Raw genomic sequence first — 14189 nt, forward strand, 5'->3', positions numbered from 1 at the left:
TTTTCTCAGACGTTTACGACAACCGATAGTACTGACTGCAACACTAATAAAATTCCGATGACATGATGGATTGGACACTAAAAAGGGCTGAATACTCAGCCCTTTTTAGTGTATATATCTATCCTAGCTGTAGATGCAAGATTCTGTGGCGTGGAGATTACAACAAACGAGTGAATCTCGTATTTGCCTAACTCCCTTAGACCACCAGTTCAGCCTTAGGCTTTATCTCTTCAGCATCAATAAAAACTTGATTACGACCATTTTCTTTCGCTTTATACAGCGCCATATCAGCAACCGCCGCGAACTTAATCATTTCGTCATTTTCGGTAGGAATAATACTTGTTACCCCCACACTCACCGTCACATAAGGGCGAGTAGAGGAGCTTGCATGGGGAATATTTAGGGCTTCAACATTACCACAGCATCGCTGCGCCGGTGACAAGCAATCTCGCGTATAGGGTAACAGCACGACAAACTCCTCCCCGCCATAACGGGCAACAACATCACCAGGACGGTGTAATGCTTCCGCGATCGCTTGAGCAACTTCCTTCAAACATTGATCGCCAGCTAGGTGACCATAAGTATCGTTGTAGCTCTTAAAGTTATCAATATCTATCATCAATAACGCCAGCCGTGTTTTATTCCTTATCGCTAAGCTCCATTCACGCTGAAAGGCATCATCGAAGTAACGCCGATTACCAATTCTAGTCAAGCTGTCAGTCATTGATAGTGCTTCAAGCTTCTTTTTGGCTAAGTTAAGCTCCCGCGTACGCTCCTGTACTTGTGTATCAACCATATGTGTATGACGCATAACAAAAAATACATAAATGGCCAGCGCAAAACTTGCTAATATACCAAAGGCTCCAACTAAATAGGGAAAAGCGGTGCGCCGCGCAGCGATATAGCCTTTGCTCGGCATAGCGTGGATCTGCCAGCGACGCCCTGCAAAAGAGGTTAGCGGCTTCTGATAGACAATTTCACTGGCGCTCTGATGCAGATCAAGTGAACTATTGCCACCGAAATTACTGTATAGCGCTTGATGTTTATCATCGGTTATATCCTCTAAGATATAATAGAGTCCTTGGGCTGAAGTTCGCTTAACCGCACTGTCAAACATATCCGAAATACGATATACCCCAAGTACAAAGCCTTGTAACCTCTGTCGTCGCTTACTCAGTGTGTTCGGCTCACCTTGATAAACGGGCAAGAAAATAAGCAAGCCTTTCTGATTTTTCGCCTGTACTAGATTGACCCCTTCCGAAGCGATTGGCATACCAAGATCTGTCGCTAACGCTAACGCCTCATTACGGGCCCTGCTTGAAGCTAAATCAAACCCAAATGCTTTTTCATTGCCAGAGTGAGGTTCGAGATAGTAAACGGGATAGTAATACGCTCGCTGACCTGCCGAGATTAGGCTTCCATCTGAGGCTCGCTCGGTAAATTCAAAGTCTGCAGAAAAACGTTTTTGTTGCGCTTCAAACTCCCCCCTTTGATTATCTAATACCTTGGGTACCCACTCCAGTGCCTGGATATCACTGTGACGCATTAAAAAGCTCTTAGCAACCTGGCTAAACTCCGCTCGGCTCACATATTCTGAGCTAATGAATACCCCTTTCAGTGCATGCAAGACTTCAATGTTAAGCAATATCTCCTGCTCTAAAGCTTGGGCTTTGTCATCAATATCTTGAGTAAACTCAGTTTCAATCGAGTGCGTTTCTTCGACATAAAAGCGAAAACCGATAGCAATAGAAGAACACAGCCCCAGTATGGTGGCGCATAACAATATAAAATGAGACAAAATCTTCATAACACTCTCAAACTACTCACTCGATGAAACACCTGTAGTATCCTTGCAGCCGTAGCACGACTAGCCCCACGGCATATCGACGTACACTCTAACTAATGTGTCTTTATCCCAAGGCAAGATAGCAAGGTAATCAGCGTCATTTTTATCCCGATTATCAAAAGGGTCAAGATTATATTCAGTATGTTCAACGCTGAGCTTAATCAGGCTATCTTCAATCCAGCTATCTGAATGAAAACTAAATACTGCTGAGTATTTGTTTTCTAGCCAGTCACTGCCATCATTCCATGTTTGCGCACTGGCATATATATCAAACGATTCACCGAGCATAATGCGAGTGTCCGCCGCCACAGAGTATGCGCCAGTGGTGTTCTGAAAATCCTCTCGGTCATAGCCACGCTCTCTCGGCACGTCATCATCAATTTCCAGCATATAATGCCCACCAGCAAGCGTTAGCCCGGCATATATTTTATCGCCGTTATAACGTGCGACAACACCTGGGAATAGCTTTGACTGTTTCTCCACTGAGCTTACCGTATTACGCTTACCGTCTAGAGTAACTTGCCATTGCAGATCCATCGCTGGAGAGAAGCGGTACAGATTGCCACTTACAGACCAAGCGGTTTGAAACCAGATGGGGATATGATCAGGGTCGAGTTTATCTTTATCGTCATCAATAAAGATATCAATATTTCCTTTCCAACTGATGTTGGATTGAGTTATATGCTCAACAAAAAAGCCTGCATGCGCCCCCAGAGTATGAGAATCAACTTGCTCAACAATGGTATTGTGACCGCCAAATACGATACGCCAATCTGTACCTTCCGCTTCAGCGGTGACGCTCATAGCTGCGCACACGATTGAACCTACAACTAAATATGATGGTGTATTCAAATCCATTTCCCCCAACATGACTTTCAAGTTTTCAAACCGAACCGACTGAAATCCAACTAAAAAACTCAAGAATTCACTAAAATTTAACACAAACTGCTCACATAATCTGTTTAATCTTAGTTCTGATGTCTATGAAAAGCTTAATTATTACCTAGAAAATGACTCTCAAGTTAAAACCAAGACCCAGTGACTAAACCGCGGGTAGTACACAAAAATCAATTAGTTCCATTAAATAGGAAATTTTGATGTGAATAAAACCCAGTTTGTGAAGCACTACAAACTTTAATATGAAAAGTGTCGATTCTCATCTAAAGCACTATATAAGTCACATTTTAGTGCATGCCAGACAGTAAAAATTAAGTCATAATTAAGCATCTGGTTTTATTCTTAACCACGAGTAACGGAATTTTAATAGCTGTATTTTCGTTACCATTACACCTTGTCTAAAAAGACACAGGTCACTTTGAGGACATTAGCTTGATTAAACATATCGCTTTAGCATTAACACTTGCCGTTGCTCCAATGAGCAGCTTTGCTGCACAATTCATCGAAGGTAAGCACTTTACCCAAGTATCAGACAAAGCGCCAAGCAGTGAGCCTAAGCTGACAGAGTTCTTCTCTCTGTACTGTCACAACTGCTACAACATGGAAAAACAGTATCTAGGTGATATAAAAGCCAACTTAGATAAGTCAGTGACGTTCGACAGCAAGCACGTCGATTTCATGAACAGTGATATCGGCACCGAAGTAATGCGCTCTTTGGCTGTGATTCAAACCGTCGGCCAAAAAGATCAACTAACTAACGCAATGTTTGCCGCCATCCAAGGTAACGACAGTGGTCATGGCCACGATCACGGCGCAGAAGGCGACACGCACGAAGAAACAATCAATAACCGTGATGACATCAAACAGGTCTTCGCGAAATTTGGTGTTGATGCTGCGCAATATGACAAAGCCGCAGACAGTAAAGAAACCGATGCGAAACTCGCTTTATGGCGTGCACAGCAACAAGAATTTAAAGTTCAAAGCGTTCCAGCATTCGTGGTTAACGACAAGTATGCCGTTAACATGAGCTCGGTACGTACTTTAGGTGAGCTTATCGACCTTATTAACTACCTTGCGGTAGAGCATAAGTAAGCTAATTTAAATTATGTAAAGGCGCCTAACGGCGCCTTTTTTGTGGCTAATGTGAGCTACTGGATTCACTTTAGCGGTACTGCTCCAACAGTTGCTGCCACCGAGCTAACATCTTTTGCCATGCATATTGCGTTGCTTGACGCTGTTCGCCACAGCCTCCGATACAGTTGCCATTTTTGACTCGAGTAATCGCCTGCCGGATCCCATCAACTGACAGTGACTCAATCACTTCATACCCATGAAACTGACCTTGTTGATGTTGACGCAGCTCTGTAATTTGATCGGCAAGTCCATCAATTTCAGGCAAAATAACATGCCTTCCTGCTGCAATTGACTCCATACACGTTAATCCAAAAGGCTCCCAGCGAGAGGGGATAACGACAGCATCAGCAGTGTTTAACAATGCGGGCACATCATCAACCTCACCAATAAGTGTAACTTGAGGCATCATCTGCGCCAGTAGCTGCAGCTTATCTTTGTCCTCTCCATCACCCGCTATCGTTAGCGTTACCTCTTGCTCACTAAAGCTCGCCATTGCCTGTATAAGCAGGTCAAACCCCTTCTGCTTTGCTAGTCGGCCATAGGCAACTAGCCGCAATGGTGAATGAGCCTCAACCGCAGCAACAGCCATAAAGTGCTCTACCTCTTTTGCTTGCCCAACCCGTGCAACTTTGTCCTCCGTTAACACACCAAGCTCAACTAGCCAATCAGCTTGCTGATGCGATACCGCGATCACTTTATCCATCAATGCGTACCCCAGCTTGAGCATGAGCTTAAAGCGATAAGGATGAGCGACGCTATGGCGCACAAACTCACGGCAATAGTGATGCTCTTGATACAATAACGGCGTCGAGCTGTTGGCCAGCTTTAGTGCCAGCAGGGCGGGGATTTTTCGCCAACTCATCGCGGCGTGAATAACAATGATATCGGCGTTATAACGGGACTGCTTTAGTTGTGTCAGCTGAATATGCAGCAACTTAAAGTCAAAATGCTGCTTCAATCTTGAGGTAGCAAGACTCTCTAGCGCCAAATTGACGCCACCGAGTTTTGTATCATCGATGAGATGGATCACCTTTGGACGCAATTACCTACCCTGACTTGCAGCTCAATAAGAATAAGTTAGTTTAAAGCCCTCAAAGATAAAAGCTTTGTTTGGTAAAAAACAGTCTAATTACGAATAAAATCGAGTAGATGTACACAAGCAAAAACAATATGCACGCCAATAAAACCAATAAAACCTTTAGCACAGAGGATATGGTAATTTCGCCATAAAAGAGCATCAACAGATCCTTGCGTCACAAACCACAATACCCCCGTCATGCCCACAGCTAAGAAGATCAGCAAGCCTAAGCCTTCAACAATACTAAACAAACCGCGACCGCCGGCTATAGGTAACTTGCCCTTACTTAGCCCCTTAATATCACTGACCAACTGTGAAAAATCGCCAACTAACCAAGGAAAATATTGGCGCCACTTTCCTTTTCGGCAAGTTGTAATTAAGAATGATAGCGCCAGAAAGGCGGCAAATAACCCAAGGTAGACATGGCTGAGATCCCACAGGCTTGCGTTCGCCCTTAAGCTGCGACCGATCAAAACCCAACCGCTGGTTAAGACCAGATAAGCCACCGTAAAAACAATGACTATATGCTGCCAGGCACTGTATTTATCTAGCAACTGCTGTAGTTTTGATTTAGCCATGGCGACCTCTGTTGACTCACTTATGACTCAAGCGATAATTGATCAATATTGTCAGCATAGCTATCGACTTTTAACCAATCTGTGTACTCAATATTGGTATCTGCGGCAGTAGGACCTTTGGTCATCCACATAATAAAGCGGATTATACTTCTATCGACAATGCCATAACTTGGGTAGTTCAGATTACCGCCAAAGACTTCTGCAAGTGCCGGTAACCACGGTGACTTATCCATGAACGCCTGCATATAAGGGTTGGTTTCGGCAGTATTTTTCAGTGGTTTTCTTGCCACTAAATTCACCGAGAAAAAGCTACTCGGCTTTTTCTCAAGCGCATCTTGATGTGCTTCAATAAAATCATACACCACAGGGTTATGTTTACCGTGACGAATACTGGCACCAATAATGACTTTATCAAACTCAGCTAAATCAATGTCGTCACTAATACTAGCGGCTTGAACTTGGTTGCCTAAAGCTATTAGCTTTTGTTCAAGATACGCACAAATTTTGCGGGTCTGGCCATGTACGCTTGAATAAACGATAAGAATGTTGCTCACCAGACAGTCCCCCTTTAGATAGAAATTCAGTGGTTTAATCATAGGGGATTATAGAATCTTTTTACTTGAATCAGATCACGAGCTACAAAGCGATAAACTGCTTTAGCTTTATCTACCTCACAAAATTAAAAAGGGAAATGCATCAAGAATGCATTTCCCCCTCGGCGAGTTTAATGATCTCTTTATAGAGACATTAAGAAATCAACAACTTGAGCTCGCTCAACGGCGTTAAGTGCCATAAAGTCATCAGTGCTCTGCTGCGCTTCTCCACCATGCCACAAAATAGCTTCTTCTAGCGTGGCGGCGCGGCCATCATGCAAGAAGCCGGCTTGTGGATTTACGGTTTGCGTTAAACCTATCCCCCACAATGGACGCGTACGCCACTCACTGCCGTCGGCAAGGAAGTCTGGACGACCATCAGCAAGCTCTTCCCCCATATCGTGCAGTAACATGTCGCTAAAGGGGTAGATTGTTTGGCTCTTGTGACCAGCGATCATCTCAGTACCGCCAATATCACCCGACGCTTTAGTGGCAAAGCTTGGGGTATGGCAGCCACTACAGTTTAATTGCTCAAACAGACGTGCACCTTCGCGTACGTCTGCATCAGCAACTCTGCGCCTAGCAGGTACTGCCAGTGTTTCGGCATAGAACACCACGGAATCACTAAACTCTGCATTAGCCTCTGGCTCACCGTCAATACCAGCGCCAGTATCGACAAATCCAGTGCGAGTTAGATAATCGTCATGCAATGCCGTACCTTTAATGCTTTCATCAGGAAACAGTGGATTAGTGATACCGATATCGCCGCGCAATGCGCCCAATGACTGCACCCTTACACTAGGAGTATTTGCCTTCCAGCCAAAGCGCCCTAAAGATACCGGGTTGCTATCGCCCGCCTGTGCTTTTACTGCATCAAATACATAGTTAGCACGCCCTGAAATACCATCATTATTGGCATCATCAGCGTCAACGTTCGCCACAATATCCGCCTCAGGTATCGCCTCAAGCAACCCGAGGCCAAATACAGGCATGCCGTTACGCCAGCCCATCAATACATCGTCTTGCAATAAGTTCGAGGTGACATTGGCACTTGATTTGGTTTCACCGGGCGCATCATAGGGATTTTCGACATCAAACAGTGGCTTTTTCAAGGTTACAGTAGTGCCATCGCTATAGCTGATGACCTTGGTTTCATAAGACAGGTATACATCTGCTTGACCAATGAATTTATTCTGCTCCCAGTCATTGCGCGCTTTAAGCACACCTCGATGGAATAGTTGACCGCCAAAATTGGGTACCGCAATGGGGGCGCAGTAGTTGTTAGCAGCTGTACCGACGAGGCAAGGCTCATCGGGTGCTTTACTTATACGCAGAAATATCCCCGCCTCTGAGCCGAGTTTCACCCGAGTCTCGCCCGCAGCGACTTGGGGGGTTGAGTTGCGACCATCGCGTTGATGACAAGAGTTACAATCGGCATTATTAAACACTGGCCCAAGACCATCTAACTCTGGATGTGCATCATTAGGAGCCGTCGTAAATGCGGTTTCAAAGCCTAAATCACCGTCTAAATGTAGCGCTAATTCCGCAGCCGTCAGATTGGGGGCTGGCGTTGAAAAACCGTGACCAGATTCCGATGCATCATAGGTTGTTGTATCGCCACCACTCGCGGTGATATCAGTGTAAGCAGGATACACCTTCTCTTCTGGTACTGGCGTATTCTCATCACCAGAGCCGCCACATGCCGATAAACAGAGTACGCTTGCCATCGCAACTATAGTCAGTTTTATCCCTGTATTACTCACTTTCTTATTGTTAATTATCATTTGCGTTACCACACACGTTTTATCTTAAATTAGTCTTTAAATTCTGTTGTCCAAGACACAGAAAAGCACTAAGAGATGAACATGAAAAAGAGGGCATAAAGAGTATCCTTTATGCCCTCTCGACAGACTAAATGGTTATACTTTCCACGTTTTAAGTAGTGGTAGTACATCTGATTCCAAGCTTGTTTGCAGCTTTGAAAGTGCATCAACAGCAGTTTGAATACGCTTTCGCCCTTCAACATCAGAGATAGCTTGACGGAAAGGCATATCACTCGAACCTTCAATGGCTTGAATCGTCAAAATAGCGTTGTCGATTTCAGTACCAACCCGCGCCGCCAACTCCTTATCTGCCGCTGCAACAAAATCAACAATCCCCTGTTTATCGGCAGACCCAGCCAACTCACCTTGGTAAACGTTGCGCACGCCGATGATGTTATTGCTAAAATCAGTCAACGAATTCCACGAGTACTGAGATTCAACTTTAGAGGTGTCGGCACTGGCGGCATCGGCACCAAATGGATCAGCAATTTTACCGTTACCCACTTCATCTACAATGCCGATCATGCCGTTAATGAGCTCTTGAACAACACCTACATTTGAGCTGTAGAAAGTATTGCCATCGCTACCAGGATTCTTAATTAGCTCGCCATAGGCTTTGCCTGTACTTGCATCGTGGCTTATTAACCACGCATCATCTAAGTTTTTAGTGTAATCGCGAAATACCTCAGCAAGCCCCATTAGGTAATCACGCTCATTATCAGATAAGTCTGCAATCATTTTGGTGTTAGTCGTGACACCGTCACCAAACAGTAGGTATTCCATGGTATGGAAACCTTGTACGTCGTCATTCCAACCTTTAATAGTCTTCGCATCAAAACCAGTAGTCGTCGACAGTACTGTTGTTAAATCGGTGGTGTTTAGTGGCCAGCTGTCTAAATGCGGATCGATACCGAGTGAGTCCACTGGACCAAAGATATGTGATTCACCTTGCTCCCATGGCTGGCGAGCCGCTTTCCATGCTTGTTGTACAGCTTCAAGATTTGACTGTGATGGCGTTGCCACTAATGTCTGTGTTGATGCAAGTAATGTTGCACCACGGGTGGCGAGATCGCTGTAACCGGCAACAATGACATCATCGGTCAGGTTGGTGACCATCTCAGTTGCTGCAAATGAGAAGGTACCGTCCGGTACTGGTGCTGGCGTGCTGTCAGAACCTGAACCGCCACATGCAGCAAGTGCAGAAATAAGTGCGATAGCAACCGCTGAATGAGTAAAGTGCTTCATTTAAAACTCCATTTTATAAACTTAGTTAATTTGGCTAATTTGATTTAACGACTACGTACTGAATTGCTTACAACGAGAATTGATAACCCACGCCAAGCGCAAAGAAATTGGTATCGGGGATGGAAGCAACTGCCACTTGCTGCACTCCGGCTTCCGCCTTAATAACGATTTCTGGAATGGGGAAATAGTTAATACCCGCACTGATCCAAGTGTTCTCGTAACGCTTGGTTGCAATGCCTGTTTCAACTTCTTTTAGTGGATTTGAGTAATCGATATTGGCAAAAATGGTAATAGGAACAGGAGTGAAATGACCTAAGTCGACTCCGGCTTCAACGAAGAAAGCTTCGGATTCACTACCCAATTGCGCAAAATTACCCGGCTTTAGGCCTGGGGTAGTTTTGTTTGCTTGAGTAATCGCATCAGAATCACTCAACGTACCGTTAAGGTATTGGCCACGAACAATCCATGGGCCTTCAACAAATGCTCCTGCAATTGAAAAAATACTGACTGTGCCATCTGAATTTAGCTTATTGGTTTTATGCCGATTGCCACTGGTATTACCGTAGTAATATGAAACACCTACCGCTGAACCGGTTTTGAAGTTGCCGTAATCAAGACGCATTACGTAGGCTAGGTCGTCAGCATTGACATGCTCGAAACGCTTTTGATGGCCCGATGCAACCCAATCATAGGTACGAAAATACTCTGAGTTTAACCCGCTAACCACTTGTGCTTGATAGTGAAAGTTAGCAATTTCACCAAAAATGCCAATACCATTTTCATTCCATACCGCAGGTAACATCGCCGCTTCACTTTTATGGCGCTGCACGGTGAGGTACTGGCTTGGTTTATGGAGGGTACTGCTAAGACCTACTGGCAGATGGATATTACCGAACTTAACCCCAAACGCATCGCTTGGACGATAACGGATCTCGGCTTTCTCTATCATGACTTCGCCGCCAGCTTCAACTTCAGCTTCAAACTCACCGAACTCATCGAAACCATCGTATTCTAGTGAAGTACCAGTGCCGCCGTGCTCATATTCAATCTCAACTTCCATATCCCACTGGTCGTTAAATTGATAACCAAATTCAGTCACAATGCGCTCTAGATCAAAGCGACCACGGCGCTCAGGCGTCGTATCTTGAACGTTGTCATAATATTCATTGCTGGTGTAGATCACACTGCCATATGACTTAAATGAAAACTTGCTGAACTTGCTATCTGCAGACTCAGCTTTAACTACTGCTATTGTTTCTTGCTGTGCTAATTGTTGCTGCTTCTGCTGTTCGGCTTGAGCTTGTTGTTGCTGTGCAAGCTCCTTTAACTGAGCTTTAAGTTCAGTAAGTTCAGCTTCTTGCTTTGCAATCGCTGCTGCGAGTACTTCAGGATCTGTTGCTGACATTGCATTTGCGCTAAAGATACTTGCTATCGTCGCAGCCAATATATTCAGCTTTACATGCTTATACATGTTTCTCATAAAACGGCTCTCAATTGATTCTTTGCTGGAAAGCCAGCATCCCTTAAATTCGCCGTCAAAATACTACAAATGAGAACGATTTGCATTATTCTTTACAATATAATTTACATTAAACTTACATTAGGTAATGCAAATTAACACCTAAACTGCCTTGGCAAATATTTATTAAACAACTAATATCAATAACTTGAGATGGAGCTATATAGCATAAGCACACAATGCTGCAGCAAAAAATAAATTAGCAATCCTTGCTTCTAAGCAAATTTTACACAGTTGTTAACATTAAAATTACTGGTAAACGAACTCGAAAATGCTCATAAAAAAGGATGCTATAGCAATTGGATTAACCGAATACTTGTTAGTTTACGTTTTGCAATTCAACTCGAGTTATTAGCAATAACTACATTAACCGGGTTTAATACCCCCTAGGTCAACTAGGTTAATATTGACAGCTGCATAGTTTTTTTGATTTATCCACAGCCTCTACAAGTGGCATATAAGGGAACGACCATCATTACCACAATCCCCCTTGAATTGAATTCGCTCAGGCAACTCTGAAACATGCACTTTAAAGTAGGATGGGTATATACTGCTCGTCCTTTCGCCGGAACACATGGATCGTTTTAATGAAGAACAACCCGCAGAAACTGCTGCTTTGGATGACCTTTATCATGTCATTAGTCTTTGCTGTATGGCAGGTATTACTCAACAACTTTGTCATCGAGCGTGCACAATTCACCGGTGCTGAAATAGGTATATTACAAAGCTTAAGAGAGGTCCCTGGGTTTCTAGCGTTTACCGCGATTTTTGTGCTCTTACTCATAAAAGAACAAGCATTTGCATTATTGTCGCTGGCACTACTTTGTATCGGAGTCGCCATCACAGGGTTCTTCCCGCAAGTTCTCGGCCTCTATATCACCACAGTATTGATGTCCATTGGCTTTCATTATTTCGAAACCGTCAACCAATCACTGACACTGCAATGGGTTGAAAAGAGAAACACCGCTGCATTTCTAGGTAAAGCACTGGCATGGCGCAGCGCTGCTGCACTGTTAGGTTACGGCAGCATTTGGTTAATCATGACCTGGCTAAAGCTCGATTACCAATGGATGTATGCCATCATTGGCACCTTAGGGCTTGTCATGGTGATAACCATTAGTTTCTACTTCCCAACCTTTGAACAAAAAGAGCCGCAGCACAAAAAAGTAATTCTGCGGAAACGCTACTGGCTATATTACATGCTCACTTTTTTCTCCGGTGCGAGAAGACAGATATTCATGGTCTTTGCAGGCTTTATGATGGTGGAAAAGTTTGGCTATAGCATTAGCCAAATTACCTCACTCTTTCTCATAAACTATGTGGTTAACCTATTTTTTGCCCCTGCTATTGGCCGCCTAATTGGCCGAATTGGTGAGCGTAACGCGCTGACTATTGAATATTTAGGTCTTATAGCGGTCTTTATCAGCTATGCACTCGTTGAGCATGCTCAAGTCGCCGCAGCGCTATACGTAATTGACCACCTATTATTTGCCATGGCGATTGCAGTCAAAACCTACTTTCAGAAAATCGCCGACCCCAAAGATATTGCCGCAACCATGTCGGTCAGTTTCACCATTAACCACATTGCAGCAGTTATCATCCCCGCACTACTTGGGCTTCTATGGTTAACCTCCCCGTCACTGGTATTTTATATCGGCGCTGGTTTTGCAGTATGCTCACTGATATTAGCTGTGAATGTCCCTCGCCACCCTCAGCAAGGTGAAGAGGTAGCCTACTTTGGCAAAATGCCATCTCTGCTCAATGCAGACAAATAGCTAGACAATTAACCGCTTGATTGATAAAGATATAGGCACATAAACAAAGGAGTGCGACTGATGGTTGAAACAGTTAAAGACACCAGAAATCACACCGTGAAAACTTCGAATAGTGATAACGGTAAATCAACCGATGTTTCAGCCAGAAAAAAAGCCTTATTACTTGGGCGTATGCTTGGGCTGAGCAGTGAAGATGATTACCGCCCAAGCAGCGCCTCAATTGCTGAGCGTTCAAGCTTTAGAGCACAAAAACTGGCTAGCCAATACCAGTCGAATTTGGAAACTATTTATAAGATTGCAATCAGCCAAACCCCGTCAGACGTGACTGGTGTCGATCTTGATCCCGATTGGGCACATCAGTTTTTTCAACTAGCAGAACAGATCCATAATCGAAAAATGCAGGAGTTATGGGGCAGGATTTTAGCCAGTGAAATAACCAGTCCAGGTAACTTTAGCTTACGCACGTTGACCACTTTAAAACAGCTGACTCATAAAGAAGCACAGATCTTAGAGAAGGCTCTGGGCATGTCAGTATTGGTAAACAACGAATCACGGTTGAAGCTCATTATTGGTTTTAAACATGCCAGCGGGTTGGGCCACTTTTTCAAAAAGCCAACCCAAACAAATATTGGCTTATCTCAATTTGGCCTGCCCTACTCCAACATCTTGACCTTAGTCGAAGCGGGAATATTGCATCGCAGCGAATTAGAAACCGGGATACTCAGCAGCAAAACGCCCATTAGTTTTGCTCTAAGCGGGATAAAACTCAAACTCACGCCCAAAAGTGGGCAATTGTTCTTCAGTTACTATCGTTTTACACCCATTGGCGATGAACTTACACAGTTGATCCGATACAAAACCGACGTTAATTATATTAAGGCGTTAAAGGAGGTTTTTGCGCAAGACTTTAGAATCGATTAATTCGATTTTGATAACACGAGGTACTGGTAAATAGGGCAAGTTGTAGCTCACCCACTTAACTGCATTTACCTAGTGAAACCTACTTAGAGGCTCTAATTAGAAAAACTCAACTGACTTAGTATATCTCTAAGTTCTTGTTGTTCACTTTCCGTTTTATAGGTCAAAATAAAACTCAGAACATAGTCTTCATACCTAGTGGCGTAGTATTCTTGATTCACTGTCATATTGGCAATACTAATTTCCGACGGCATCACATCAAACGCCACACCTGACAAGTCTTCTGAATAGATCTCTTTAGAAAATGTATACTGTATCTGCGCTCCTCGAAGAATCTTTTTCACATGGAAAAAATAGTCAGATCCTCTTTTTATTCCAGGCATATGTGCGACTCGCTCCGCGACGGCCATAATGCTGGGATTAAACTCCACTGGCGAGCCTTGCTCAAACTTAAAGAAAGCAAACATATTAACAGTTTGCTTTTCAGACTCTTTAATAATGGCTTGTAAATTTTGATCGTCACCGGCAATGAGATTACCGCCTATTTCTCTAATTTCATTTATTGCAGCCTTACTTTGAACCGCCCACAGCTCAGGCACCGGTAAAGCAATATTAAAATAGCTATTTTTATAGATATTATTTTCTATGACTCCATACTCGATTTCATTTGCTAAGAGGCTGTTAGACCATATTAAAAGCATGGGGATAATTAAGACATAGCTAAGTATTTTCTTCATAATAACGCCTCTGAACAAGTCCATGTAGAGTAGGGATTGCGACTAA

General features: G+C 43.8%; 12 protein-coding genes. 3 read left to right on the forward strand and 9 right to left on the reverse strand.

The features are described from left to right. Positions 1-196 precede the first annotated feature (196 nt). Together JK628_RS18145 and JK628_RS18150 are read right to left on the reverse strand one after the other, a co-directional pair. Positions 197-1807, reverse strand: coding sequence for a diguanylate cyclase domain-containing protein (locus JK628_RS18145; RefSeq protein ID WP_202286335.1), 1611 nt, complete (start codon positions 1805-1807; stop codon positions 197-199). Positions 1808-1867: 60 nt separating this feature from the next. Then, positions 1868-2698 carry a hypothetical protein gene (locus tag JK628_RS18150; RefSeq protein WP_237524056.1) on the reverse strand — a complete coding sequence of 277 codons (831 nt, stop codon included), beginning with the start codon at positions 2696-2698 and terminating at the stop codon, positions 1868-1870. A 477-nt stretch (positions 2699-3175) separates the two neighbouring features. On the opposite strand from JK628_RS18150, the gene JK628_RS18155 reads away from it, so the two are divergent. Continuing rightward, a complete protein-coding gene (locus JK628_RS18155; protein ID WP_202286337.1) occupies positions 3176-3835 on the forward strand; it encodes a thiol:disulfide interchange protein DsbA/DsbL in 660 nt (219 codons plus the stop codon). A 70-nt stretch (positions 3836-3905) separates the two neighbouring features. Here JK628_RS18155 and JK628_RS18160 read toward each other — a convergent pair whose 3' ends face one another. The 6 genes from JK628_RS18160 to JK628_RS18185 all read right to left on the reverse strand — a co-directional run bounded on the left by JK628_RS18160 (position 3906) and on the right by JK628_RS18185 (position 10599). After that, complete coding sequence (locus tag JK628_RS18160; protein WP_202286338.1) at positions 3906-4919, reverse strand: glycosyltransferase; 1014 nt, start codon at positions 4917-4919, stop codon at positions 3906-3908. Between the two features lie 83 nt (positions 4920-5002). Then, positions 5003-5533, reverse strand: coding sequence for a cytochrome b/b6 domain-containing protein (locus tag JK628_RS18165; RefSeq protein ID WP_202286339.1), 531 nt, complete (start codon positions 5531-5533; stop codon positions 5003-5005). Between the two features lie 20 nt (positions 5534-5553). Then, positions 5554-6087: a menaquinone-dependent protoporphyrinogen IX dehydrogenase gene (gene hemG / locus JK628_RS18170; RefSeq protein ID WP_202286340.1), complete on the reverse strand. Its 534-nt coding sequence runs from the start codon at positions 6085-6087 to the stop codon at positions 5554-5556. 182 nt (positions 6088-6269) lie between these two features. Next, complete coding sequence (locus JK628_RS18175) at positions 6270-7853, reverse strand: di-heme oxidoredictase family protein (RefSeq protein ID WP_237524240.1); 1584 nt, start codon at positions 7851-7853, stop codon at positions 6270-6272. 192 nt (positions 7854-8045) lie between these two features. After that, positions 8046-9194, reverse strand: a complete 1149-nt coding sequence (locus tag JK628_RS18180) for an imelysin family protein (protein WP_202286342.1) — start codon at positions 9192-9194, stop codon at positions 8046-8048. 67 nt (positions 9195-9261) lie between these two features. Then, entirely contained in the window at positions 9262-10599 is a 1338-nt protein-coding gene (locus tag JK628_RS18185; protein WP_443020017.1) for a hypothetical protein, read from the reverse strand. Between the two features lie 701 nt (positions 10600-11300). Here JK628_RS18185 and JK628_RS18190 point away from each other — a divergent pair. After that, positions 11301-12488 (forward strand): MFS transporter, encoded by a 1188-nt coding sequence (locus JK628_RS18190; RefSeq protein ID WP_202286344.1) that lies wholly within the window; start codon positions 11301-11303, stop codon positions 12486-12488. A gap of 60 nt (positions 12489-12548) precedes the next feature. Further along, positions 12549-13409, forward strand: coding sequence for a TIGR03899 family protein (locus JK628_RS18195; protein ID WP_202286345.1), 861 nt, complete (start codon positions 12549-12551; stop codon positions 13407-13409). Between the two features lie 92 nt (positions 13410-13501). Here JK628_RS18195 and JK628_RS18200 read toward each other — a convergent pair whose 3' ends face one another. Then, positions 13502-14143, reverse strand: a complete 642-nt coding sequence (locus tag JK628_RS18200; RefSeq protein ID WP_202286346.1) for a hypothetical protein — start codon at positions 14141-14143, stop codon at positions 13502-13504. Positions 14144-14189: the final 46 nt, after the last annotated feature.

The sequence above is a fragment of the Shewanella sp. KX20019 genome (assembly GCF_016757755.1).
Taxonomy (GTDB): Bacteria; Pseudomonadota; Gammaproteobacteria; order Enterobacterales; family Shewanellaceae; genus Shewanella.

Bases quoted from the DNA above. Each gene is read 5' to 3' on its own strand.
- JK628_RS18145 (WP_202286335.1), bottom strand. From the start codon at position 1,807: ATGAAGATTTTGTCTCATTTTATATTGTTATGCGCCACCATACTGGGG.
- JK628_RS18165 (WP_202286339.1), bottom strand. From the start codon at position 5,533: ATGGCTAAATCAAAACTACAGCAGTTGCTAGATAAATACAGTGCCTGG.
- JK628_RS18175 (WP_237524240.1), bottom strand. From the start codon at position 7,853: ATGGCAAGCGTACTCTGTTTATCGGCATGTGGCGGCTCTGGTGATGAG.
- JK628_RS18180 (WP_202286342.1), bottom strand. From the start codon at position 9,194: ATGAAGCACTTTACTCATTCAGCGGTTGCTATCGCACTTATTTCTGCA.
- JK628_RS18185 (WP_443020017.1), bottom strand. From the start codon at position 10,599: ATGTCAGCAACAGATCCTGAAGTACTCGCAGCAGCGATTGCAAAGCAA.
- JK628_RS18190 (WP_202286344.1), top strand. From the start codon at position 11,301: ATGAAGAACAACCCGCAGAAACTGCTGCTTTGGATGACCTTTATCATG.
- JK628_RS18195 (WP_202286345.1), top strand. From the start codon at position 12,549: ATGGTTGAAACAGTTAAAGACACCAGAAATCACACCGTGAAAACTTCG.
- JK628_RS18200 (WP_202286346.1), bottom strand. From the start codon at position 14,143: ATGAAGAAAATACTTAGCTATGTCTTAATTATCCCCATGCTTTTAATA.